The 24,885-nt window shown below is 68.2% G+C and carries 22 protein-coding genes; 17 read left to right on the forward strand and 5 right to left on the reverse strand.

What is annotated here, in order from left to right; all coding sequences use genetic code 11:
• Positions 1-116 precede the first annotated feature (116 nt).
• On the reverse strand, positions 117-467 hold the full coding sequence (locus ACN469_RS37450; RefSeq protein WP_163867057.1) for a PilZ domain-containing protein: 351 nt from the start codon (positions 465-467) through the stop codon (positions 117-119).
• Between the two features lie 164 nt (positions 468-631).
• Between ACN469_RS37450 and ACN469_RS37455 the strand changes: the two genes are divergently transcribed.
• A complete protein-coding gene (locus tag ACN469_RS37455; protein ID WP_498776140.1) occupies positions 632-1,354 on the forward strand; it encodes an FKBP-type peptidyl-prolyl cis-trans isomerase in 723 nt (240 codons plus the stop codon).
• Positions 1,355-1,364: 10 nt separating this feature from the next.
• Here ACN469_RS37455 and ACN469_RS37460 read toward each other — a convergent pair whose 3' ends face one another.
• The 4 genes from ACN469_RS37460 to ACN469_RS37475 all read right to left on the reverse strand — a co-directional run bounded on the left by ACN469_RS37460 (position 1,365) and on the right by ACN469_RS37475 (position 6,717).
• Positions 1,365-2,315 (reverse strand): class I SAM-dependent methyltransferase, encoded by a 951-nt coding sequence (locus ACN469_RS37460; RefSeq protein WP_498776141.1) that lies wholly within the window; start codon positions 2,313-2,315, stop codon positions 1,365-1,367.
• A 30-nt stretch (positions 2,316-2,345) separates the two neighbouring features.
• Complete coding sequence (locus ACN469_RS37465; protein WP_498776142.1) at positions 2,346-4,526, reverse strand: hypothetical protein; 2,181 nt, start codon at positions 4,524-4,526, stop codon at positions 2,346-2,348.
• Between the two features lie 37 nt (positions 4,527-4,563).
• Positions 4,564-4,767: a cold-shock protein gene (locus ACN469_RS37470; RefSeq protein WP_141640610.1), complete on the reverse strand. Its 204-nt coding sequence runs from the start codon at positions 4,765-4,767 to the stop codon at positions 4,564-4,566.
• Between the two features lie 117 nt (positions 4,768-4,884).
• Positions 4,885-6,717: a M2 family metallopeptidase gene (locus ACN469_RS37475; protein WP_498776144.1), complete on the reverse strand. Its 1,833-nt coding sequence runs from the start codon at positions 6,715-6,717 to the stop codon at positions 4,885-4,887.
• A 257-nt stretch (positions 6,718-6,974) separates the two neighbouring features.
• Between ACN469_RS37475 and ACN469_RS37480 the strand changes: the two genes are divergently transcribed.
• From ACN469_RS37480 to ACN469_RS37555, 16 genes are all read left to right on the forward strand, one after another.
• The gene (locus tag ACN469_RS37480; protein ID WP_498776146.1) at positions 6,975-8,075 is read left to right on the forward strand and encodes a hypothetical protein; all 1,101 of its coding nucleotides are present in this window, start codon (positions 6,975-6,977) and stop codon (positions 8,073-8,075) included.
• A 51-nt stretch (positions 8,076-8,126) separates the two neighbouring features.
• Positions 8,127-8,642: a thioredoxin-like domain-containing protein gene (locus tag ACN469_RS37485; protein ID WP_498776180.1), complete on the forward strand. Its 516-nt coding sequence runs from the start codon at positions 8,127-8,129 to the stop codon at positions 8,640-8,642.
• Between the two features lie 175 nt (positions 8,643-8,817).
• The gene (locus tag ACN469_RS37490) at positions 8,818-10,689 is read left to right on the forward strand and encodes a carbohydrate binding domain-containing protein (RefSeq protein ID WP_498776148.1); all 1,872 of its coding nucleotides are present in this window, start codon (positions 8,818-8,820) and stop codon (positions 10,687-10,689) included.
• Between the two features lie 301 nt (positions 10,690-10,990).
• A complete protein-coding gene (locus ACN469_RS37495) occupies positions 10,991-12,727 on the forward strand; it encodes a thiamine pyrophosphate-dependent enzyme (RefSeq protein ID WP_498776149.1) in 1,737 nt (578 codons plus the stop codon).
• Positions 12,728-12,756: 29 nt separating this feature from the next.
• Positions 12,757-13,233: an MEKHLA domain-containing protein gene (locus ACN469_RS37500; protein WP_498776150.1), complete on the forward strand. Its 477-nt coding sequence runs from the start codon at positions 12,757-12,759 to the stop codon at positions 13,231-13,233.
• Between the two features lie 108 nt (positions 13,234-13,341).
• A complete protein-coding gene (locus ACN469_RS37505; RefSeq protein WP_498776152.1) occupies positions 13,342-15,012 on the forward strand; it encodes a DUF1800 domain-containing protein in 1,671 nt (556 codons plus the stop codon).
• Between the two features lie 3 nt (positions 15,013-15,015).
• Positions 15,016-16,557 carry a DUF1501 domain-containing protein gene (locus ACN469_RS37510; protein WP_498776153.1) on the forward strand — a complete coding sequence of 514 codons (1,542 nt, stop codon included), beginning with the start codon at positions 15,016-15,018 and terminating at the stop codon, positions 16,555-16,557.
• Between the two features lie 237 nt (positions 16,558-16,794).
• Positions 16,795-17,301: a hypothetical protein gene (locus tag ACN469_RS37515; protein ID WP_253996579.1), complete on the forward strand. Its 507-nt coding sequence runs from the start codon at positions 16,795-16,797 to the stop codon at positions 17,299-17,301.
• 330 nt (positions 17,302-17,631) lie between these two features.
• Positions 17,632-18,900 (forward strand): phage tail sheath C-terminal domain-containing protein, encoded by a 1,269-nt coding sequence (locus ACN469_RS37520; RefSeq protein ID WP_498776154.1) that lies wholly within the window; start codon positions 17,632-17,634, stop codon positions 18,898-18,900.
• Positions 18,901-18,915: 15 nt separating this feature from the next.
• Positions 18,916-19,305, forward strand: a complete 390-nt coding sequence (locus ACN469_RS37525; RefSeq protein ID WP_141640601.1) for a hypothetical protein — start codon at positions 18,916-18,918, stop codon at positions 19,303-19,305.
• Positions 19,306-19,308: 3 nt separating this feature from the next.
• Positions 19,309-20,169: a hypothetical protein gene (locus ACN469_RS37530; protein ID WP_498776156.1), complete on the forward strand. Its 861-nt coding sequence runs from the start codon at positions 19,309-19,311 to the stop codon at positions 20,167-20,169.
• Positions 20,169-21,785 carry a hypothetical protein gene (locus tag ACN469_RS37535; protein WP_498776158.1) on the forward strand — a complete coding sequence of 539 codons (1,617 nt, stop codon included), beginning with the start codon at positions 20,169-20,171 and terminating at the stop codon, positions 21,783-21,785. The genes ACN469_RS37530 and ACN469_RS37535 overlap by 1 nt, the downstream gene beginning before the upstream one ends.
• Positions 21,786-21,788: 3 nt before the next feature.
• Positions 21,789-22,817: a hypothetical protein gene (locus ACN469_RS37540; protein ID WP_498776159.1), complete on the forward strand. Its 1,029-nt coding sequence runs from the start codon at positions 21,789-21,791 to the stop codon at positions 22,815-22,817.
• Between the two features lies 1 nt (position 22,818).
• Positions 22,819-23,703, forward strand: a complete 885-nt coding sequence (locus tag ACN469_RS37545) for a hypothetical protein (RefSeq protein WP_498776160.1) — start codon at positions 22,819-22,821, stop codon at positions 23,701-23,703.
• Positions 23,700-24,254 carry a hypothetical protein gene (locus tag ACN469_RS37550; RefSeq protein WP_498776162.1) on the forward strand — a complete coding sequence of 185 codons (555 nt, stop codon included), beginning with the start codon at positions 23,700-23,702 and terminating at the stop codon, positions 24,252-24,254. The genes ACN469_RS37545 and ACN469_RS37550 overlap by 4 nt, the downstream gene beginning before the upstream one ends.
• Entirely contained in the window at positions 24,251-24,883 is a 633-nt protein-coding gene (locus tag ACN469_RS37555; protein ID WP_498776164.1) for a phage baseplate assembly protein V, read from the forward strand. The genes ACN469_RS37550 and ACN469_RS37555 overlap by 4 nt, the downstream gene beginning before the upstream one ends.
• The last annotated feature ends 2 nt before the right edge of the window (positions 24,884-24,885 follow it).

Genomic DNA, 24,885 nt, shown 5'->3' on the forward strand with positions numbered 1-24,885 from the left:
GGAGCTCCTCCCGTCCTCACCCGATACCTTGGGTAGTCCCAGGGCAGAATGGCTGCCCATTCAAGGAGCCCGCCTCCAAGGAAGTCAAGACAACCCCCGAGGAGCGACGCGACGCGTCAGTTCTCGCTGCCCGGGCGGCCGTGACGGTCGACGTAGGCGTCGATCATCTTCCGGTGCCGCTCGGTGAGGAGCGTGAACTTCACGCCGGAGCGCTCGCCCTTCTTGGCGGTGGACAGCTCCACCCACTCGCGGACGACTTCGCCTTCCGCGTAGATGATCTCCTCGGAGCCCGGGAGCTGGAACTGGAGACCTACGCGCTTCGCCTCGTGCTGGGGCTCGATCAACCGCGCCAGACTCACCCCTTCCGGGCTGATGTCCGCGGCCCGCGACATGTACGGCACGCCGCCCATGTACTTGTTCAGGTAGATGTCGAGGGGCGCCCGCTTCGCCTTACGCTTGTCGCTCATCGCTCCGTCGCCTCCGCTGCGTGCAACAGGTTGCTCCGGGGTTGAAGCAACCTGAACGCAGGGTAGAGGCAGGTGATGAACTCGCAAGAAAACGACCCACCACTCCGTGCTGGGCGCGGGCGCGTGGGGCCTATATTCCAGCCCTCATGATGAAAGGTGGAAGCATGCGAACGATGTGGATGGCGACCCTCGCGCTGGTGCTCGGCACCACCGGAGCTCACGCCCAGGCTGGCGGCGCGGCGAAGAAGGCCGAGCCCACCGCGAAGGCGCCCGCGGCCTCGACTTCTCCCGACGAGCTCTCCGAGGACGGAAAGACCATCTACGCCCTCGGCACCAGCGTGGGGAAGGACCTCTCCCTCTTCGTCCTCACACCGGAGGAGATGAAGATCCTCCAGCGCGGCATCGCCGACGGCATGGCCGGCACGTCCGCCATCGAGCCGAAGGAGTACGCGCCCAAGATTCAAGCGTTCGCGAAGTCACGCCAGGCGCAGGCCGGCAACGCGGCGCTGGAGCGCGCGGCGAAGGAGCCCGGCGCGGTGAAGCTGCCCTCGGGTGTCATCTACCGCGAGACGCAGGCGGGCAACGGCAAGAGCCCCCGCGTCACCGATACCGTGAAGGTCCACTACGAAGGCCGGCTGGTGGATGGCACCGTGTTCGACACGTCCGCCAAGCGAGGCATCCCCGTCGAGTTCCCCCTCAACGGCGTCATCGCCTGTTGGACCCAGGGCGTCGCGCGGATGAAGGTGGGCGGCAAGGCGAAGCTCACCTGCCCCGGCGCCAGCGCGTACGGCGAGCGCCCTCCTCCGGGCTCGCGAATCCCTCCCAACGCCGTCCTCATCTTCGACGTGGAGCTGGTGGACATCCCCGGCGACACGTCCCGGCAGTAAGCCGCGCGGCTCACTTCACCCGACGAATCCAGAAGCTCCCGGGCCAGTCCTCGGGAGCGCCTCGGTACGAAGGGAAGGCCTGACGCAGTCGCTCCGGCTGCGTCAGGTGCATGAAGCTGCTGCCCCAGAGCACCTCGAAGCTGTCATTGAAGGACAGGAACGCCTGGAGCAGGTACTGCTCCGTCCAGAAGCGACGGTGCTCCAGCACCCAGGACCTGGGGTACTCCGCCGGCAGGAAGATGTCGTGGATGTGCACCACCACGCCCTTCTTCAACCTTGGCAGCAGCTCCAGGAACTCCACCTGGACATCGCTGCCCACCTTCAACACGTGGCTGGAGTCGATGAAGAGGATGTCGTTCTCCTCCAGCCTCGCCACCTCCGACAACGGAATGTCCTGCGCCTTCACCGGCTCCAGGCGCGTCAGCCCGGGGAAGCCCGCACGCAGCACGTCGCTGGGGTAAGGCTCGAACGCCACCAGCTCACACGCGGGCGCGCCCTGTGCCGCGTTCATCCGGCACGCCTGCGCGGCCAGCCGCGTGGACCAGCCCGAGCCAATCTCGAAGAGCCGCCGCGGCTTCAACTCCCTCACCAGGCAGTACAACAGCTCCGCGTCCACCGTCCCGAACGCGCTGTTGTCCAGGTGGAACTCGTGGGGCACGCCCGTGGGTCCGCGCGGGAAGGCCGTGTACTCGTCGCGGTACTTCGTGGAGAGGCGCTCCAACAACTCGAGCTGACTCGACGCGCGCAGGTCCACGCCCACCAGCTCCGAGCGCGCGCCCCAGAGCGACTCCGGCAGCGAGCCCGTGTCGGGGATGGGCTGATAGAAGTGGTTCGGCGTGACGTGGTAGCCGTTGCGCTCGAAGACCTGGAACAGCCGAGGGTCGTCGAGCAGCCCGAGCCGCCGCCCTCCGTTCACCAGTCCCTGGGCCAGCAGCTCCTTGAGTCGACGCTTGATGGGCATGAGCGGCGCGGAGACTACCACCGCCGAGGCCTACGGCTTCCCCTTCAGCGCGGCCTCCGTCGCTCGCAGCAGCGGCTCCGCGCTCACCGGCGCCCCCGTCGCATGCGTCATCCACAGGTCCGGCGTCACCGAGCCATACGTGGCCATCCGCTCGAACTCCGCGCCCAGCGGGCCCTTGCGCGACAGGTGCTCCTCAATCTGGAACGCGATGAGGTGCCCCAGCGGATAGTCCGGCAGGTACAGCGGATAGCTGATCATGTGGCTGTAGACGGCGAGCAGCGTGGTTCCCTCGCCGCCCAGCACCGGCGCGAAGTAGCGGGCCCACACGTCGCGGGTGAGGGACACCACCGCCTCGCGCAGCTCCGCCGACGTGGCCTCCGGATGCGCGTACAGCCAATGCCACACACCCATGTCCACCATCGCGATGCCCGAGCGCTCCCACGTCTGCCAGAAGTCTCCGAGCACGCGCTCCCGCTCGCTGGCCGCGTCCGGCTTGCCCAGCCCGAGCAGCTCCAAATCCCGCGCCTGGAACACGAAGGCCAGCGCCTCCGTGAAGGCGTTGTTGGGCACCCCCGTGAGCAACGTGTGGTCCACGCCGTAGAGGCCGAAGGCCTGCTCCACGTTGTGCCCCAGCTCGTGCACCGCGATGTTGTAACCCTTGTAGCTCATGCCCTCCTTCTCGACGCGCGTGCGCAGTCGAGGGAAGTCACCCCGGCGCAGCGCCTGCTGGGCATGCCCCGCCCCTCGCGACGCATCCACGCGGATGTGCGCCGCGAGCCAGTCCGCCTTCTGCTCGCTGAACCCCATGCCACGAAGGATGCGCGGCATGTCCTTCGCGAACGCCTCCGCGCTCGGGTAGCGCTTGCGCGTCAGCGCATCCAGCTCCGACTCCGGCCGTTGAGCCCCCGGCTTGAACCCCGCATACCAGACATCCTGCGGCTCCAGCTTCCGGCCCAGCCGTGACTCGATCTCCTTCGCCACTCGCGGCACGAGCGGAGACTCCAGCACCTGCGTCAGCAGCGCCTTCACCCGCGCCTCGGGCAGCTCCCGCCCCAGCTCGAAGGCACGAGCGATGCGCGTGGGAGCGATGGGCACATACGCGTCCGCCTTGCGCGCGGCCTGGAAGATGGCGAGCAGCCGCGCGTAGCGCACGTCCTGCTCCCGCGTCGCGTCCGCCTTGGCTTCCTTCGACGGCGCGTCCGCCTCCACCGTGTCGGCTGGCGCCACCGCCACGACGTTGGTGTACGGGTTCCAGTCCAGCCTCGGGTTGTCGATGACGGCCGCCGGAATCGTCTGGGTGATGATGCGCTCCATCACCTGGACAATCATGCGCTGCTTCTCGCGCCCTCGCGGGTCCGCATAGTCAGCCTTCAGCTCGTCGCGCAGGTTCCAATGGCTGATGAGCCGCAACCCCTTCGGGAAGAGTCGCGCTCCGCGCTCGTCCACCAGGTGGTGCATCCACACGTTGTACTCGGCGATGTAGAGGTTCGCCGCCGCCACCTCGCGCGAGGTCTCCTGCTCGAGCTCCGCCGGCACCCGCATGCCGAAGCGCCCGGCCAGCCGCGCCTCCGCCCACTGCCTGCGTGTCCACGTGGGGCCCTTCTCCGTGCGCTCCGCCAGCGTCGTCAGCGGAAAGTTGAGCAGCGCCACGAAGGCGACCTTCGAGCGGAACAGGTCCTCGGTGACGTGCGCGCCCGGGTCATACGCCGCCACCAGCGGCTCCACCGGCAACAGCGGCCCCAGGTCCAGGTCCGTGTACCACTGCGCCTCACGGCCCAGCTCCAGCATGTGCCCATCCAACTGCTCGAACAGCCGCTCCAATCGCGCGAACGTCGCGTCCAACACCCGCGCGTCCGACACGAACTGCTCGCGCACGAAAGCGGCCAGGTCTCCGTCCTCCGCTCGCCATTGCAACGCCACCTGCGCCACGCCCCGCTCGATGCGCGCGCGCGATGTCTCCCCATGCTTCGCCACCAGCTCCGCCTTCACGGCGGACAAGTCGTACGCGGGCTTCATGGCTTGGGACTCCTCCGGCGCTGGGGCCGAGGCCGGAGGCCTTGCTTCCACGGGCGAGGACGGCTGCGTGGTGGCACAGCCCAACACAAACATCAGGGGCCAGGACCGCACGGCGGAATTGAAGCGTGGCTTCACAGAGGACATGGGGGCTCCAGAAAGCACGAAGGGCCCGACCTTGGCAGGCCGGACCCTCATGATGCATCCAGGAAGTCGTTACGAACGACGCCGGGAATCAGCCTGCGCGGACGTTCTGCGCCTGCAGACCCTTGGGGCCGCGGGCCACTTCGAACTCCACCTTCTGCCCCTCCTGGAGGGTGCGGAAGCCATCCATGTTGATGGCGGTGTGGTGGCAGAACACGTCCTCACCACCGCCGTCCTGGGTGATGAAGCCGAAGCCCTTCGCATCGTTGAACCACTTCACGGTACCAGTAGCCATTCGATTTCTTCTTCTTTCGTCACGGACGCGAAAATCCGCCGTCCGGTCCTACCGAGCGAACCCTAAAGGACCCCGGGAATCTAGACGGCAATTCCCGGGGAAGTCCACTTCACCGCGTTACCAGCCGCACTTCTGACCCTTGTTCTGGGCCTTCAACCACTGACGCAGCGGGCTGAAGTAATCCAGCAGTGGCGTTGCATCCATCTTGCGCGTTCCCGTCACCACTTGGAGCGCGTCCGGCCAGGGCTTGCTCGCGCCCAACTCCAGCATCGCCTGCAGCCGCTTTCCGGCCTCCTTGTTCCCGTAGATGGAGCACTCGTGGAGGGGGCCCTTGAACCCCGAAGCCTCACACAGCGCCTTGTGGAACTGGAACTGGAGGATGCGGGCCAGGAAGTACCGCGTATACGGGACGTTCGCAGGCACGTGGTACTTGGCGCCCGGGTCGAAGTCCTGCTCGGAGCGCGCCACCGGCGCCGCGACACCCTGGTACTTCTGGCGCAGCGTCCACCACGACTTGTTGTAGTCCGCCGGCTTCACGCGGCCGGAGAAGACCTCCCAGCGCCACTGGTCCACCAGCAGACCGAAGGGCAGGAACGCCACCTTCTCCAGTGCGTCCTTCATCTGGAGGTTGATGAGGTTCTTGTCGTTCTTCGCCACTTCCTTCAGCAGCCCCACCTGCTGGAGATAGGCGGGGGTGATGGACAGCGTCAGCGCGTCGCCAATGGCCTCGTGGAAGCCGTCGTTCGCGCCGGCCTGATACAACACAGGCAGCTTGTAATAGTAGGTGAAGTAGTAGTTGTGACCCAGCTCATGGTGGATGGTGACGAGGTCCTCCTCCGTGGGCTTGATGCACATCTTGATGCGCAGGTCGTTGTCGTACGTCACGTCCCAGGCGCTGGCGTGGCAGACGACGTCGCGGTCCTTGGGCTTGGTGAACTGGGAGCGCTCGAAGAAGGTCTCCGGCAGCGGCTTGAGGCCCAGCGAGGTGAAGAACTTCTCACCCAGCCGCACCATCTTCAGCGGCTCGTAGTCCTGCTTCTTCAGCTCGGCGTCCACGTCCAGGCTGGCCTGACCGGGGAACGGCTCCACCAGGGGGTAGATGTTGTTCCACTCCTGGGCCCACATGTTGCCCAGGAGGTGCGCCGGAATCGGCTTGCCCGTGGGCACCTTGTCGGCGCCGTACTGCTTCGCCAGCCGGCCCCGCACGTAGCAGTGCAGGTCGTCATACAGCGGCTTCACCTGGCCCCACAGACGCTGGGCCTCCTTCTCGAACTCGGCGGGCTGCATGTCGTAGCCGGAGCGCCACAGGGTGCCCAGGTCGTTGAAGCCGATGTCCTTCGCGCCGTCGTTGGAGATGCTCACCAGCTGCTGGTAGAGCGGGCGCATGGGCTTGGAGATGGAGTGCCAGCCCTGCCATGCATCCAGCAGCGCGTTGTAGTCACGGCTCTCCGCCATGACGTCGGACAGCTCCTCCAAGTCCCTGCACTTCGCCCTGCCGTCGGCGCCGCAGTACTTGCCCTTGCCGTAGAGGCCCTCCAGCTTCGCGGCCGTCGTCGCCAGCTCCGCGCGCTTCTGCGCGTCCGAGGGCGCCGGCAGCGCCTGAGACACGCGCAGCAGGTGCAGCATGCGCGCGGTGTCCGCGTCGAGCTTCAGGCCGTCGAAGCGCCGCGAGTCCTTGATGGCGCCGTTGACGTAGCCGAGCACCTCTTCGTTGACGTAGGCGGCGTTCCGCTCGGTGTCATCGGTGATGTACGTCGACTTGATCCACTCGGCGGTGGCCTGCTTCGTCCACAGCCGCTTGAGGTCCGCGTTCACCTTCTCGACGAACTGCTTCGCCTCTTCTGGGGTGGCCTTGGCGGCGGGCGCCTGGGCGAAGCCCGGGACTGCGGTCAGCACCATGGCCGCGAGGGCCGAGCGCAGCAACGACTGCGGGAGTCGGTTCCGTTTCATGGGGCGGACCGTAGAGGAACCGCCAGCCGATGACATCTCGAAAGTAGGCCCTCCGGCCCCCGCGCTCCCGTCCCACCACGTCGGCGTCCGGCGGCGGCCTCCGGGTGACGCAACGCGAAAATGGCCACGTCCTTCTGTTTGAGTGTGTTCGACGCGATGTCTTGCATCACACGTCCCCTTCGGGCCCGCCCGTGGAGCAGGCGAGTCCCCTGCCCTCTCCCTCCCATGCGCCAAGGCTGCGTTACAGCTTTGAAGGCATGCTGCTCGGACACACGAAGGACCCACACTGGCCTGCCTCCGAGGAAGCACTCCACGAGGCCCGCCAATTCCTGGCGCGACAGCGCGGGAGACGGGTGCTGGTGGCGCCGAACGCGGAGGTGGATGGGCTCGCTTCGGGCGTCCTCATGGTCCACGCCTTGAAGGCCCTGGGTGCCTCGGGCTCCCTCCGCGTCCCCGGAAAGGGAGAGCTTGCTCAATCGCCCGGGTTCCTGGAACGCGTCCGCGCCACCTCACCCGAAGCCCTCGTTCTGCTCGACCCGGGCAGCCGAGCGGCGTCCCTCCTGCCCTCGGTCCCCACGCTCATCGTGGCACCTCACCTGGCCGCTCCGCTTACTCCCGAGACCTGCCTCCTCTCCGCGCTCGGCCCTGAGCCCGCCGCGAGCACCAGCCTGCTCACCTACGTGCTCGTGTCGCCCCTCGTCGCCCCCGGGCCGCTGGAGTGGCTCGCGGTGCTCGGCACGGTGGGCGCGCTCGGCACCGACGCGCCCATGCCGCTCCTCAAGGACGCGCTGCGACGCGCGAACCGCAAGGCCGTGGTGGAGACAGTGTCCCTGATGAACGCCGCGCGACGCTCCGCGCGCTTCGCCGCACCCAGGGCGTTGGAGGTGCTCCTGCGCGCGAGGAGCGCGACGGACGTCGCCGAGGGACACGTGCCCGGCGTGGACGAACTGCGCGACTGCCGCCTGGAAGTGCGTCGGGAAGTCGAGCGCTGCGCGAAGACACCTCCGCGCCTCGCGACGAGCGTGGCGCTCCTGCTGTTCAGCTCCGAGGCCCTGGTGCATCCCCTGGTGGCCATGAGGTGGGCGCAGCGCCTCCCCGAGCACCTCGTCATCGCGGCCAACACGGGCTACCTGCCCGGGCGCGTGGACTTCGCGCTGCGCAGCCAGGCGACCAACGATCCCCTGGCCCTCCTCCAGGGACTGGCGCCCTCCGCGCTGGGAGAGGCGCTCGAAGCGGGCCACGCCCACGCCATGGGAGGGAGCTTGTCCCAGCCCGACTTCCTCCGGTTCGCGGAGGCCGTGGGCCTGCCGGGGCTGCGCGCCCAGGATGTGGAGCGTCGAGGCGCGTTCCCCGGCTGATGCGGTATGACGTGGACCGTGCCAATCAAACACGCCCTCGTGCTTCCCTCGCTGCTCGCGCTCGTGTCGCTGTCCGCGTGCGACTCCTCGGATGACCCGGAGCCTGGCGGCTGCGAACAATACAGCTTCCCGCTCTCCGCGCCGACGTCGTCCGGCCACCTGGCCGTCTGTGACAGCCCGGCCTGCGGCAACGGCGAGAATCCTCCGAACTCCGGCCCGCACTGCGGCAACGTGGCGCGCTGCGGAGTCTACAGCGAGCCCGTGTCGCGCTGTCTGTATGTCCACAACCTGGAGCACGGGCACGCGGTGTTTCTCTACAACTGTCCCGACGGCTGCCCCGATGAAGTGGCGAAGCTGGAGGCCGCCGCGGCCACCGTTCCCACGGGAGCCAACGGTGTCCGTCGCGCGCTGGTGGCCCAGGACCCGCAGCTGCCCCAGCGCGTGGCCGCGATGCTGTGGCGACGCACATACCTTTCGGACTCCGCGGATCCAGAGGCCCTGCGCTGCCTCCTCGCGCATCAGGACAAGGACGCTCCCGAGCCGGGCCTTGCCTGCCCGGGCCCATGAAAACCGGCGCATGACTCCTCCCTCGGAGCCCAGGCTCGGCTCCGGCAAGTGACTGTCATCACTCAGGGCGGGTGCCTCGAATGCGAGGGCTCGCCCCTTGGTATGGAGGGCAGGCGTCCCGACGTTGGGTGCGGGCAATCGGTATGTCGACTGCCAGCCGTTTGTAGTCAGGAGCATGAAACCAACGCTCCGACGCAACCTCGCCCTTCTGGCGGCGGCGTGGATGACAATCGCCGTGTCACCCGCCCTCGCCCAATCACAACCGCCCGGCGTGAAGGGCCCCGTTCCCACGGGGATGCCCAATCGCCTCGCCGTGGGCCTCTTCGAGGAGGCAGGCCAGAACTGGATGCGCGACAGCGGCGTCCCCTGGGACGTGCGCTACCGCTACTTCACCAAGGGCTGGGTGGACAACTGGGGCTGGGGACAGCCCGATGGCAGCTGGGGAAAGACCTTCCTCGATGAGTCCAAGACCCAGGGCTACATCCCCGCGCCCGTGTTCTACCAGCTGTTCGCCGAGCCCGGCGGCGGTGAGAGCGAGTCACTCGCCAAGGTGCAGAACGCCGCGACGATGAAGAGCTACTTCGGCGACCTGAAGATCCTGCTCCAGCGCGCGAAGGAGTTCGGACGGCCCGTGCTGCTGCTCGTGGAGCCGGACGCCGTGGGACTCCTCCAGTTCTATACGAACTCCAATCCCAACGCGTATGCCGCCATCGCCGCCTCGGGCATGCCCGAGCTGGCGGGCCTTCCCAACACCGTGGCGGGCTGGGGCCTCGCCTTCCTCCAGCTCCGCAAGTCCGTGGGCGCCAACAACGTCATCCTCGGTATCCACATCTCCGCCTGGGCCAGCGGCAAGGACATCTCCTGCTGCTCCGTCACCGACCCGCTCCAGCCAGAGGTGGACAAGGTCGTCAACTTCCTCAAGCCGCTGGGACTCGGCGCCAACACGACGGGCGCCACGTATGACGTGCTCGTCGGAGACCCATTGGACCGGGACGCGGACTTCTACAAGCTGACGCGCGCGCAGGACGTCTGGTGGGACGCCAGCGACAACGCCTCCATCTCCTCGCGCTCCTTCAATCGCTACGCGCAGTGGCTGACCCTGATGAACCAGACCTCCGGCAAGCGCTGGGTGCTCTGGCAGATTCCGCTCGGCAACTCGCAGCACCGCAACATCAACAACGACGGCAGCGCCCGCGCGGGCTACCGCGACAACCGCCCCGAGTATTTCTTCGGCCCGAGCGGCGACGCCCACCGCCGCAAGTTCGCCAACACAGGCGTCATCGCGCTCCTCTTCGGCGCGGGCGCGGGCGGACAGAGCTCCTACCCGAATGACCTGGGCGCGGATGGACAGCCGTACCTCAAGACTCGCGCCGCCCCGTTCCTCCTCGCGGGCGGACTGACGCTCCCCGCCACGGGCACCACCCTTCCCGGCGGCGGAGGCGGCACCGATGGCGGCCCGGGCGGCCCCGACGCGGGCACCGACGCAGGCGCGGATGCGGGTCCCCGAGATGGCGGCGCCGATGCAGGCACGGATGGCGGCACCCGGGACGGCGGCTCGGGCGGTGGCACCGACGCGGGCACGACCGACGGCGGCTCCGGTGGCCCCCCTCGCGGCTACGGCTTCGAGTCCGGCACCGAGGGCTGGTCGGCCTCGGGCACACCCGTCAAGGCCGCGACGTCCTCCACCACACGGGCCCAGGCGGGGACGCGCTCCCTCGCGGTGCCCTTCAGTGGAACCGCGGGCACGGGCGTCGTCTCCGTCCGCACCGCACCGGTTCCGCGCGGCGGCACCGTGACGTTCCGCGTCTGGATTCCCAGCGGCAGCGCCATCACCGCCATCCAGCCCTTCGCGCTGGAAGGTGAGACCGGCGGCTGGCGATACACCGGGCAATGGACGGCGATGAGCAGCCTCAAGCCCGCGACGTGGAACACCGTGACGGTGGTCCTGCCCTCCAACAGCACCACGCCGCTCTACCAGCTCGGCATCGAGTTCACGACCAACAGCGGCTGGACGGGCACTGTCCACATGGACGGCATCACCTGGTAGTCCTCACGGGGCCGTGGAGCTGAGCCCGGGGGTGGAACCTCCCCACCGCGCGCTCGCTCCCGGCCCCGGTTGTCTTCCCCCCACTCGACAGTCCGGACTCCCCCGCAGCCGAAGGCGCCTGCGGGGCGGGTGATACATGGCGGCTCGACATCGCCCCGCACCCGCAAGAAGCCCGCCCCTCCAATCACAAACACACCTCCCCGCACCGACACATCATGCGGGCAATCACTTTCATCCCAGAAGGCAACCCTCCGACGCATTTTCATGCGATTCAAAAACACGGCACATAGCTTGTCGCACCATGAGCACATCGAATCGTGGACTGAGTGGCTACGAAGTGGTCTTGAATGCACTGAGCGCGTGGGGCATCACGACCTGTACCGGTGTCACGGGGGGAGGTCTGCTGCATTTCCTGCGGCACCTGGAGCCGCATCCCGGCTCGGCGGCTCCTCCGTCCGACGGCGCGCTGCGCCACTTCACCGTCGGAGAGTACGTCGCGGGCTTCGTGCCGCTGGGCAGCTACCTGGCGACCGGCGAGCTGGGCTGCTGTGTCGCCACGACGGGGGCCGCGACGAAGCTGCTCACCTGCGGGCTGACCGACGCCAAGATGCACGACATCCCGTCCGTCTTCCTGGTGCCCATCTCGTCGCCGACCACGGACGGGCTCAGTCCGCTCCAGGATACCTCCGCGCTCGGCAACAACATCGCCCAGCAGTTGCAAGCGGAGCTGCCCCAGGGCGTCTTCATGCTCGACCAGCCGGGGACCCTCGTCGAGCAGCTCCTGCGAGCCCAGCGCAGACTTCAGCACTACAAGCCCGTCGTGCTCGTCATCGAGCCCACCATCCTCAAGCGCCCCACCGGCACCGAGCGCTGCCGCTTCTCCGCCATCCGCCCCACCGAGGCCAACCCCGCCCAGGTCCAGGAGATGGTGGAGTCCATCCGCTCCGAGTTGGACGGGCGCCGGGTCGTCGTCCTCGCCGGAGAGGAGCTGGCCCGCGTCCGGCATGCCCAGCGACTCACGACGCGGCTGTGCGAACAACTGGGCGCTCCGCTGGTCTGGAGCATCAACGGCGCCAATGGCGTCGAGCGCGGCAACCCGATGGGCCATGGCTACATCTCCTTCGGCGGGAACGATGCGGCCATGGCGGTGTGGAAGAGCCTCGGCGAGGACGACGTGCTCATCGTCCTCGGAGCCAGCCCGGACGAGTACACCGTGAATCTAGAGAAGTATCAGGCCGGACAGACGTTCGTGCTCACTTCCGTGGAGGACGGATACGGGCAACACAATGGGAGCTTCGCGCATCGCGCGCGCCATGGCTTCCGCCAGTGGGTGACGCCGCTGGAGAGCGCGCTTCACGCCCTCGTCGAGCACCTGGAGCACCATCCGACACGCACGCTGCGGACCCGCCCCGCCCCTCGCAACCTCAACACCTCCGAGCGCAAGCCACCCCGCCCCGGCTTCGTGGACATGCGCCAGTTCTTCAGCCAACTCGACTCGCTGTGGGCCCCCGGCACGCTCGGCTTCGACGATGTCTGTCTTTCCTACAAGGACCGCCAGTACGTCACCCAGCGCCCTCATCCGAACGCCCGCTTCTTCTCGCTCTACCGAGGCTCCGCGATGGGAAATGTCCTGGGCCTGGGCATCGGCGCGAAGCTGGCCTCTCCCCAGAGCCATGTCGTGGGCTTCACCGGCGACGGCTGCTTCCGCCTCTTCGCCGGCTGTCTGTCCGAGGCGAGCTCCCTGGACCTCCTGCTGTTCGTGCTCGACAACGCGAGCTACGGCATCGTCGAGCAGGCCCTGCCCACCATCCTCCCCGGCATGGAGCCCTCTCGTGGCCACACCCGACTCACGGCGATGGACTTCGGCGACATCGCGCGCGCGTGCGGCTGGGCGGCCTGCCACCTGAAGCCAGACCTCGCCAACCTCGAGGACATCCTCCGCCTGCATCAGGGGCGCACCGGCAAGTCCATCCTCGTGACGGTGCCCGTGGATACCGAGCAGATCCTCGGACTCAATCCTCGCGCCAACAACCTCTAAGCCCCACCTCTGCTCAAGGAGAACATCCGATGAGAGAACCGCGCCTCGTCCTGCCCATCCTCAAGTTGATCGATGCGTCCTACCAGCGCCAGCGAGGCAAGCCGCTCGGCAGCGGCTTCTGTCCTCCACATCTGGAGCAGGCACCACAAGAGGCACGCCTGGAGTGGGTCCATACCCGGGCCCCCTTCATGCTGCTCGCCCAGGACGCGAGCGAGGACCCCGTCTACTTCTACACCAACGCCTCCGCCTCCCAGCACTTCGGCTACACGCCCGAGGAGTTCCTCGCCCTGCCCTCCCGGCTCAGCGCCACCCCCGAAGGTCAGGACGACCGCAACGCCGCGGTGAAGGAGTCGCTCGAGAAGGGCTCCCTCATCGGGTATGGCTGCGTCCGCATCACCCGGGAGGGGAAGCACTTCCGCCTTCGCGACGGAGAGCTGTTCCTGCTGCGCGACAAGGACGAGGCACGCATCGGCATGGGCGCCCTCGTCTGGCCCGCTCCCTATTAGTCGCTCCAGAATTCGCACCAGGGAGCGCAACTATTTCCGGACTTCAGTGTTTCGGCCCTTGGGGGAGTCTCTTCCCCCTTCGCGAACCAACTGAAGGAGCACCTCCGGATGATTCGACGCCTCACTCTCACCCTCGCCGTGTGCGTGGCCGCTTGCGCACCCGACGAGGGCCCTCCCACACCCCACACCCCATCCCTCGACGCGCCAGGACAACAGGAGCAACGCGCCGAGCCACTCGACACGCCCACCGAGCCCAACGCCCTGCGGTTCCTGGAGCAGGCGACCTTCGGCCCCCGGCAGGCCTTTGGCGCACCGACGCCGCCCATCGACACCGTCGAGCACGTCATGACGGTGGGCATCCGTCAGGCCATCACCGACCAGATCGCCGCGCCCCGCTCCACCTTCGACGGACTGGCGACCCAGGACCTGGGCTCGCAGTTCTTCGTCCATGCCATCCACGGACAGGACCAGCTCCGGCTGCGCGTCGCCTTCGCGCTGAGCCAGATCCTCGTCGTCTCCCAGAATGGCATCCCCAACGTCATGTCCACGCCGGAGTCCGAGCCGCGCGTGGCGATGGCCAGCTACCTCAACCTCCTGTCCCAGCGCTCGTTCGGCAACTTCCGCCAGCTCATGGAGGACGTGACGCTGCACCCCGCCATGGGCACGTACCTGGACATGGCCAACAACCGGGCCTTCAAGCCCAACGGCCAGCCCATCGAGCCCAACGAGAACTACGCGCGGGAGATGCTCCAGCTCTTCACGCTCGGCCTCCACAAGCTGAATGAGAACGGCACCCCGGTGCTGGACAACCTGGGCCGGACGACGCCCTCCTACACCGAGGCGCAGGTCCAGGCGTTCGCCCACGCCCTCTCCGGTTGGACGTATGCCGCGCCCACCTGCCCCACCGTCGGCCGGACGAATCCGCCGACGTACGCGGCGCAGATGATGGACTGCGCGGTGAACCACGACGGCACGTCGAAGGAACTGCTCCGGGGCGTGTGGACCACCCCCAACGGCACACCTCGCCAGCACCTGAAGGAGGCACTCGACAACGTCTTCGACGACCCGAACCTGCCGCCCTTCATCTGCAAGCAGCTCATCCAGCACCTGGTCACCAGCAACCCCAGCCCCGAGTACGTGCAGGACGTGGTCAACATCTTCAAGAACAACGGCACCGGCGCCCGGGGAGACCTGCGCGCGGTGATCCGCCGGATCCTCCAGCACGACGAGGCTCGGGGCCCCACGGCTCCCGCCGCGCAGCTCGCGACCTTCGGTCACCTGCGCTCTCCGGCGCTCCACGTCACCACGCTCGTCCGCGGGCTGAAGGGAACACTCGACACGTCGGGCTCGCTGGACCCGGGCTCGAAGCTGAGCACCTGGAGCCAGTCCATGGGCCAATACGTTCCCCAGCCGCCGTCTGTCTTCAGCTACTACCCGCCCAACGCGCCCGCCCCGGGCGGCGGCGGACTGCTCGGTCCCGAGTTCGCCATCCTGGACACGGCCACCATCACCGCGCGCGCCAATGTGACGCACGACCTGCTCTTCGTGAACGCCACGGCCAACGCAGGGGTCCTCATCGACCTGAGCATCCTCCCCGTCAACTCCAGCGACACGGTGCAATGGCTCAACCGCTACTTCCTGCACGGCACCATGTCCCCGGAGCTGAGGGATGTCGTCCTCAATGCCATCTCCCACCCGGATGCCGGTGACACCGCGCGCAGGAAGAAGCTCGCCGTCTACCTCACGTCCCTCGCTCCCGAATTCCAGATCCAGAGGTAGCCCATGAGCTTCTCACGACGACAATTCCTCCGTGGCACCTCGCTCGGCCTGGGGTATCTGGCGGTCTCCGCCCCCATGCCTGGTTGGCTCGGGAACGCCGCCGCCGCGACGCTGTCTGGCTATGCCGGATATCGCGCGACGGTGTGTGTCTTTCTGCTGGGCGGCAATGACACCAACAACGTGCTCGTCCCCCGGGACAGCGGCACCCACGCGCAGTACCTCGACGCGCGCTCCACGCTCGGCATCCCGCTGAACGACCTGCGGCCCATCAACCCCGTGGGCATGGCGCCGGGCGCCTATGGGCTCCATCCCTCGCTGCAGAAGCTCCAGGCGCTGTTCGAGGCGGAGCGCGCGGCCTTCGTCTGCAACGTGGGGCCGCTCACCCTGCCCATGCGCAAGGTGAACTACGAGCTGGGCGACGTGCCCCGGCCCGACAACCTCTTCTCGCACAGTGACCAGCAGGACGCCTGGGCCAGCGGCATCTCCAACCCCTCCACCGTGGACCTGCCGCCAGCGCTCGAGGGCAAGGCCACCGGCTGGGGCGGACGCACCGCTGACCGACTCCACACGCTCAACCCCGGCGACTACCCGGAGGTGACGTCCTTTGGCGGCAAGGCCCTGTACACCACGGGCGCCGAGCGCCAGGCGATGATGGTGTCGTCCTCGGGAGTCCTCGAGCTGAAGCAGACGGCCGACGCGGACTTCAACACCCTGCGCACGGAGGCGCTCGCGGACGTGGTGGCGCTGCACAACAACGTCACGCTGGAGGCCTCCTACGGCGGCGTCTTCACCACCGCGCAGACGTTCTCCGCCGCGCGCGCCGCCGCACGAGACGCCGCCTGGAGCGCGCTGCCGCTGGCGACACAACAACACATCGACGGCCTCTTCACCGCGCCCCAGGGCGTGACGGGCTGGACGCTGCACACGCAGCTGTACCAGGTGGTCCGGGACCTGATCGCCGGCGCGGCGCCGTCCGCGAGCGGTGGGCTGGGCGTGCGCCGACAGATGTTCTCCGTGGGGCTCGGCGGCTTCGACACGCACGTGGGCCAGGAGGCCACGCAGAACGCCCTGCTCCTCCAGGTCGACTTCGCGCTGGACGCCTTCCAGCAGGCGATGACCCGCCTGAAGACCGAGGGCCTCTTCGGCGTGAATCCTCCCCAGGCCACGCTCTTCACCATGAGCGACTTCGGGAGGACGCTGGCCGAGAACTCAGACAAGGGCTCCGACCACGGCTGGGGCAGCCACGCCATCGTCCTGGGAGATCGCGTCCAGGGCCGCCGCCTCCACGGCACCTTCCCCAACCTGGACCTGTCCGCAGGCGCCATGAACAACCTGGACTCCGTCGACGCCAAGGGCCGCTGGTTGCCTTCACTCTCCGTGGACCAGTACGGCTTCACCCTGGCATCGTGGCTGGGGCTGGGCGGCGTGGTTGATCGCGACCACGCCTTCCCCAACCTGACCGACTACGTCGCCGCGGCGACCTCTGGGGGCTTCCCCGCCGCCGCACGCTCCTACCGGATTCCGTTCCTCCTGTCGGACCCCTGAGCGGCGGTTCCCAGAGGGGCGCGGGATCACTTTCCCCTTCATCCACCCCGCGCCCCTCGACCTCCTGCGTCACCCTGCTCCGGGGTCAACAAGGACAACCCTGAAATGGTAGGGCTCAGCGGCCGTTTCTCGGCCTACCTGATAAACCCTTGAAACCGGTGTGTTCGCTAACATACTGTGCGCATGCGTTCATGTTCCGCATGGACGCACTCATTTTCACTTGAGGGGGATACATCCATGGCAGCAGACGCAGCGACGAACGTTTCCGACGCCCTGGCCACGGTGGACAACATCGCCATCCAGGTCGAGCAGGCGTTGTACAAACTGTATCTGGCCGTGAGCGGTACGGGTTTCAAGTCGATCACCGACAAGATTGCCGTCATCTGGACGCCGGTACGCAACGTGCTGAGCTCGGTGCTCAAGCAGGTCGAAGGTCTCATCAAGCCGCTGATGGACCCGCAGGTCGTCACCTCCATCAAGGACGTCCTGGAGGCGGGCCGCGACCTGGTGAACTCCACGCTGGATCTGCTGCCTGACTCCGCGCGGAACCTGGCGCTGACGGGACAGCGGTTCCTGAACATCATCGTCGACTTCGTGGGAGCCGGTGTCGAGCACATCGTCGCCATCGTCGACCTGCTGCTCAACGTGGGCAAGGCGATCATCGGCGAGGTCTCCACGTTGGCGGCCGCCACCATCGCCGCGCTTCGCAAGACGGGCGTGCAGATTCCCGCCACCAATCCCTGATTCAACCCCAGTCGTCTGTCACAGCTCCTGGTGTGTCGCGGGCGTCTTGGCTCGCCGCCAGTGTATTCAGCGTGTCGTCACGGCCCTGAGCACGCTTTTCTCAATCCAGTGTCTATGAATTAGGACCGTGCCCCGCCAGGGGTGGGCGTGAGCCCAGGTACGCGGTCCAGGGAACCTGCACCCGGAGCAGGGTTTTCCACCCCCTCGCATGCGAGGGTCGGGGAGCGTATGGCCACAGGTCTCATCATTCCTGGTGTCCAGGTAACGGTCGTCAAGGAAGTGTTGCCCCAACAGCTTGCACCGTCTGGGGTTCTTGGAATCACAGGCTTCTTGGAGTCAGCCAACGGCACGGTCGTCCGCGCCAGCAGCTGGTCTCGCTTCCTGGAGGTGGCCGGGCGCGCGAGCGCCTACAGCCTCCCCGAGGCGCGCCAGGCGTTGGACAATGGCGTCTCCGAGCTGGTGATTTCGCCCCTGCCCGCCACGGCCGGCACCGCCGCGTCGATCGCCGTCGCGGCCGACAACAGCAAGTATCCGGCGGGACACGTCGGCGACAAGTTCGGCGCGACCTTCGTGGCGCGAGTCCCTGGCCTCTGGGCCAACGGCATCACGCTGAAGGTCACCTACCGCGACAACATCGACCTGAAGGTGTCATTCGACGTGGAGGTCACCCACCCCGGCAGCGGTTCGGTGGAGGTGCTGCGCAACATCAACTCGGCGTCGCTGACCTCGTCGCTGGACACCTCGTCGTTCATCAAGGTGGACACGACGAAGGGCGTGGGCTGGCCCACCGCGGGCACGTACACGCTCACCACGGGCAAGGACGCCACGCCGGACGAATACGCCACGGCGCTGGGCCGCCTGAAGGACCAGCCGGACGTGGACCTGGTGCTCGCGGCGGTGCAGGACTTCACCGACCGGGCCAAGCTGACGCGCATCTACGGCGACGTCATCAGCCACTGCAACACGCTGAGCGGCGAGAGCAAGGGCCGGCTCGGCTTCGGGCAGGTTCCGCCCGGCGGGACGATGACGGAGCACGCCCAGCTCGCCACCAACCTGGTCAGTGATCGCTTCGTGCTCGTGGCGCCCCACGGCACGGTGGGCGCGGTCGCCGGCCTGGTGGGAAGCCTGGCGCCGCACCAGTCACCCACGTTCAAGCGCGTCTCCGGGCTGGACGAGCTGCTGGTGGGCGTGGAGGACCAGAAGGCGCTCTTGCGCGCCTACGTCGTCCCCGTCGTCACGGAGCGCGGCCGGGGCACCATCGTCGTGCGCGGCCTGACGACGGATGGAGACCAGATCAACGTCCGCCGCGTGGCGGACCGCGCGGTGCGCACGTTGAAGATGGTGGGTGACCTGTTCATCGGGTTGCTCAACAACGCCGACGGGCGCAGCGCCCTGAAGCAGAAGCTGGTGGAGGCGCTGGTGCAGATGCAGAAGGACGGCGCCATCGTCCCCTCCACCGACGGGAAGGATCCCGCCTTCAAGGTGGAGGTCTATTCCTCGCAGGCGGACTTCGCGCTCGGAATCGTCAGGGTCAACATGGCCGTCAGACCCGTGCGTGCCATCGATTACATCTACGCGACCATCACGGTCCAGGTCTGATGAAGGAACGCACCGATGCCAACGGTATTCTCAGCCAACCGTAGCAGCATCCTCGTCGACGGAGAGGCCGTGGACGGCCTCCAGTCCATCGCATTCCGAGTGGTCACCGAGCGCGAGGACATCCGCGCCATCGGGTCCAACGAGCGCGTCGACGTCATCTTCGGCCTGCGCACCGTCATCGGTGAGCTGGTCATCCGCTCCGCGGCCGTGAAGCTGGACACCCTGCTCTCCGAGCGCGGCAAGTTCCAGCTCGTGGCGAACCTCAAGCGCACCGAGGGCACGGACGACACGCGCACCCTGTCCTTCGACGACTGCTTCGTCGAGGGCAAGTCGTTCCAGATGGACGCGCACGGCAGCGCCGCCACGACGTACGCCTTCACGGCGACGCGCATCCGCGAGGAGTAGGCCGTGAGGGAGGCGCCCGCCAGCTCACGCACGGAGTCCGGTACGGCGCCCATCTCCCTGGAGATCGACGGCCATACCTTCCACCTCCACCCCGGAGTCAGCTCCGGGGCCATGGAGGTGGAGTGCTCCACCGGCGAGCGTCTCGCACTCCATCCGTGGAGCTTCGAGGCGCACCTGCGGGCGCTCGACCTGCACGCGTGGCTGGATGGCGCGGGCCTGGCCTTCGATACGGCGGGGTTCGCTTTCGATGTGCTGCGCGATTCGGGTGTGCCGGAGTCGCTCCACGCGGAGCTGGCACCGCTCGCGCTGTGGTGGGCCCTGGGCGGGGCGAAGGAGCCTTCGCCCGTGGCACCACCACCAGGATGGGTGCAGGCGGGTGACGTGCGTGCCCGGCTGCGGCCCTGGACCTTCTCCGAGCGCTCCCGGGCGCTCGAGGACAGCCTCACCTCTCAACCGGATGGCTCGAAGGAATTGAGCCTGGAGCGCTACCTGCGCTCGATGCTCTCCGTGTCCGTCGTGGAGTGTGTTCCCTCGGCGCCCCTGGAGGCGATGGATGGAGCCAGCACCGCCGCGCTGCTGGATGCCGTGGTCACGCTCAACGCGGGGGATGAGCGCGATGAAGACCGCACCCTGCGCGCCTCCGGCAAGGAGTCGCGCGTCCTCGCGGAAGTGACGTTGAAGCTCTGTCGTGCCCTGGGGTGGATGCCATCCCAGGTCTGGGCAACTCCCGCCGCCGAGGTGGACCGGTTGCTCGCGATGTTGCAGCTCACGGAGCCCCGTGCTCCCACCCCGGCCCCGACTCCGAGGCCGAGGGGACTCTCCGACTTTCCCGACGCGGTGGTCATTCAGGTGGAGGACGACTGATGCGCACGACGTTCACCACCACCGAGCTGACCTCGCGACTCGCTCGCCCGGCGTTTCGAGCACTCGAAGGTGTCGCTCGACAGCTCGGCGTCAAGCTGCCCGCTCCCGCGCCGGAGCAGGGCTCGCGCTCGCACGAGGAGACCGCTCCGTCTGCCTCGGAGCGCGAGGCGACCACGGTGCTTCCCGCGACGGAAGCACGGGCCACGACGGCTCGTCCCTCCGCGCCTTCAGCTCCTTCGCCTGTCCACGCCGAGAGCGATGCGACCTCGGGCCCGCTCGCGGGCCGGCACTCCGAAGCGCTGATGGCTCGACCCGGGGCCGTTGCTGCCTCCGCGCAAAGGGCCGTCACGTCTTCGAGCATCCCCGTGACGCCGGTCTCTCCGCGCGCTCCCGAGGCCCTTGGGGCCGTGAGCCGTGCTCCCGTGGAGGGCCATGCGGATTCATCGCCGCGCGACCTGGCTCCTTCGGCGAAGCGCGGCGGACTGCCCACGGCCAGCGACTCGCGCGACTCCGGACCTGTGCTCGCGACCGACCCGAGCACCACGACCTCACCAGCGATTCATTCGACGTGGCCCGAGGCGGGTGCTCGACACACGTCGTCGTTGCCCGCGGAGTTCTCGGCGGGAGCGTCGCGACGCTCGGAGCTCCCGGACGGTGGCGCGCTGGCTTCGAGCCCCACAGTGGAGAGCGTGCTCGGGTCGTCACCGCACAGTGCTCCCGTCGAGCCAGCCCCGGCGAGCAACGACACGGCCACGGGGCTCCGTGTCTCCGTCAAGGCCACGGCGCCACGACCGCTTCAGCAAAAGGTCGTCCGCTTGATGCGGCCGTTGCCGCCCCCCTCCGAGGCCCCGGCGACCGAGAGTGGACCGACGCTCCAGCGCGCCAGTCCTCCCGCCGCGCTCCGCGTGGAAGCTCACTCGAGCGCTCCTCGCCACGAGGCTCCGGACTCAGGACAGGGGCCTCACTACGAGAGCGTCACGTCGACGGGCGTCGCTCCACGTCTCCCCGCCTCGAACATCGACGCCTTCGACCAGGCTCGGACGAGCATCCCGCCAGCGCTCCCCGTCCTGCGCGTGCTGTCTCCGACGCCCGCCGCGTTCCGCGCTCCGACCGGGAACGCGACGCCGCCCATCGCAACCCGTGCTCCGACCGAGGTCGCGACGCCGCCCGTCGCATCCCGCGCTCCGACCGAGGTCGCTTCGACGCCGCCCGTGGTGCGCCCCGTCGCGCCCTCGGGCTCCCGGCCCAAGTCCCGCCTCACCTTCACTCCCCCCGAGCCCGTGGCGGCGCCCTCATCGCCCGAGCCCGAGCGCGCGGTACCTCCGACCTCTCTGGCCACATCTCAGGTCGTGCGTCAGGTCAACCAGGGGATGACGCCGGTCCTGGAGCGAGCGCAGCAAGTCACGCATGCGGCCCTCACCGTCGAGCGCTCCTCGCGCCCCGCCACGACTCCGGCCGAGGACTCCGGCTCGAACGCGGCGGTCCGCAACACGTTCAACGTGAACGTGCAGGTGGGCACCGACACCGCGACGTCGGGCATGGACCGGCGCACGCTGGAAGACACGCTGGTGGACATCCTTCGCGAGACGGCACGCCGTCACGGACTGGAGGTCTGAGCCATGGCCGGCATCGGATACTCCGTGACGATCGGCTCGCTCCGCGCCTCCAACAAGGCTCGCCAGGGCCAGGCCTTCATCCGCTCCATCACCAGCGAGCTGACCATGGACGGCGCGGGCGGCCGGTGCACCGTGGAGCTGGTGCCCTCCGACGCGGGCCTCCCCACGCCGGGCGACAAGACGACCATCGACCTCGATGGCGGCGACGGCGCCATCACCGTCTTCACCGGCCTGGTGCTGGAAGCCCGAGGCTCGACGGATACGTCCCTCGTCATCGGCGGCGACGCCCTGGCGAAGCTCGCGCGGCTCGACATGTCGGGCGCCTATGAGCAGATGTCCGCGGGCTCCATCGTCCGCGACCTTGTGAAGAAGGCGGGCGGCACGCCGGGCACCATCGACGACGGGCCCAGCTTCCCCAGCTACGTGCTCCATCGCGGGCCTCGCGCCCTGCGGCACATCCTCCGGCTCGCGGAGCAGAGCGGCTTCGACGTCTTCACGGATGGCCAGGGCAAGGTGCACTTCACGGCGCCCAAGCAGGGCGGCGCGGACCACACCTTCGTCTACGACTCGCAGGTGCTGCGCACGCAGGTCGCACAGCCGCTCCCCGCCATCGACGGCTTCGAGGTGTGGGGCGAAGGCGCGGCCAGCTCCCAGGGCGAGAAGAAGGCGCACTGGCTGGTGGACGACCTGGCCCCCATCCATGGCAAGGCCGCGCTGGGCACCAGCGGCAAGGTGCAGGCGGGCTCCACGGGAAAGAGCTCGCGCGAAGTGAAGGACGGCTCGGTCCGCGCGGGCGCCGATGCGTCAGCGCAGGCCAAGGCCCGCGTGGGCGCACTCGCGGCCCGTCCGCTCCACGGCTTCATCGAAGTGCTGGGGGCTCCGGCCGTGAAGCCTGGAGACCTCGTGAAGGTGGACGACATCCCGGAGGGCCACCCCGTGGAGGCCCTGCTGTCCGGGAAGGTGCTTCGCGTCCGCTCGGTGCGTCACACCCTGAATGCCCTCACGGGCTTCACCACCCGGATGGAACTCTGACATGCCCGTCCGTATCGGAAAAATCGAGCTCATCGGGCTCACGCAGATCTACACCGAGGACGCGCGCAACCTCGTGCAGCAGCGCGTGCCCGGTCAGTCCGGCAGCGTCTTCCAGGACCTGGGCCGCGAGCCCGTCACCGTCGTCATGGAAGGCCTGCTGCTGGGCGATGACCCGCAGGCCGCGCTGGAGGAGCTGCGAACGGCGCAGATGAAGGCGACGCCGATGTCGTTCGCCTCGGACGCCATCGCCGGAGCGGACCTCACCGACGTCCTCATCGCGGACTTCCAGGTCCGTCAGCTCGCGGGCCACCAGAACCGCTTCAGCTTCTTCCTTCGCGTCAAGGAGTACGTCGAGCCCCCCGCCACCCAGGACGCGGGCGTCGGCGCGGTGAACAACGCGGTGGCGGGCGACGCGCAGTCCTGGGCCAAGGGCTCCACGGACGCCGCGGGCGTGCTCCAGAACCCCGAGTCGCTGATGGACGCCGTGGACGCGAACCCGGACCTGCTCGGCCACCTGTCTCCGGGCGAGCTGGGCTCGGTGGTCAACGGCACCAAGGGCTCGCTGTCGGGGAAGAACTTCGGAAGCCTGCTGGGCGCGCTCGGCAAGGTGAACCCCGGCGCCATCATCGGCTTCGTGCAGTCTCTCAGTCAGGCCGGCAGCCTGGGCGAGTTCATCGAGAAGCTCGCCACCGAGGGCATCAACATCCTGGAGCAGATGACGGGCCTGGACCTGGGCGCCGCGCTCAAGGTCATCAAGGGCATCGCGGGCGCCGGGGACTTCCTCGCCAAGCTCCAGGCCGTGGGCAAGGAAGCCGGCGCCCTGGGCACGGCCATCGGCGGGTTCGACCCGCTCGGACCCTTCAAGGACCTGGAGAACCTCCCGTGAGCACGACCGCCGATATCGTCGACGGCATCACCCGACTCATCGTCGCCGTGGACAACCTGCTCAAGACGGACACGGTGAACGCCATCGTCGAACTGGTGCGCGAGTTCGGCATCGGCGCGCCCGTGAAGGTGGGCATCGACGCGCTGGGCAAGGCCATGGACTTCATCATCGGGTGGATCGCCAAGCTGGAGCAGGTCGCGGCCATCCCCGACCTGCTGGAGAAGCTGGACCCCGCGCTGGAGGGTCTCAAGGCCATTGGCGACAAGTCCGAGCAGGAGATGCGCGACATGGGCATGGAGGCGCTCGCCCCGCTCGCTGGCGCGGCCCACGCGGCGCACCTGGTCATCGAGAAGATTCGCGCCGGCGCCGTCGTCATCCTCCAGGGCTATCTGCCCAAGCAGTCCCTCGCGTCCCTCCGTGAGTCCGTCATCGGAGTCAAGGCGACGCTCAAGGCGCTCGGTGAGGCGCTGGTCACCGCGCCGCCGCCCACGACGCCCGCCCCCTCGCTGGGCGCTGGCACCATGCCGCTGCTCGCGGGAGGCACGACGTGAGCGACCTGGTCACCATCATCCGCTCCATCATCCGGGACGAGCTGGCGTCGCTGCGCCTGGGCGATCTGGGCGTGGTGACGAGCGCCTTCCCGCACGCGGACGGCGACGCGAACAACCACGAGTGCCACGTGAAGCTGCGCGAGAGCGGCCTGGAGCTGCGCCGCGTCCCCATCGCCACGCCGCACATCGGCATGGTGAGCGCGCCTCACGCCGGAGACCTCGTCGTCATCACGTATCTGAATGGCGACCCCAACCGCCCGGTCATCACCGGACGCCTGTACTCGGACAAGCTCAACCCGCCCATCCATGAGGCGGACGAGTGGCGCGTCGTCTCTCCTCCGGGGGGCAAGACGTCCATCGCCATCGACCAGGACCAGTCGGTGGTCATCACCGCCGGCGAGACGGTGGTGACGGTGAAGCAGGACGACGTCATCACCATCAAGGGCAAGACGGACCTGTCGCTGGAGGTGGAAGGCAACGTGCAGCTCAAGTGCACGGACTGCACGGTGGACGCGTCCGGGAAGATCGACCTGGGCAAGGGAGGCAGTGGCGTCATCACCGAGATGAGCCACAAGTGCTACTTCACTGGCGCTCCGCTCAAGGGCTCCAAGGACGTGAAGGCCAAGTAGCC

The organism is Corallococcus terminator (assembly GCF_049194865.1).
GTDB lineage: Bacteria > Myxococcota > Myxococcia > Myxococcales > Myxococcaceae > Myxococcus > Myxococcus terminator_A.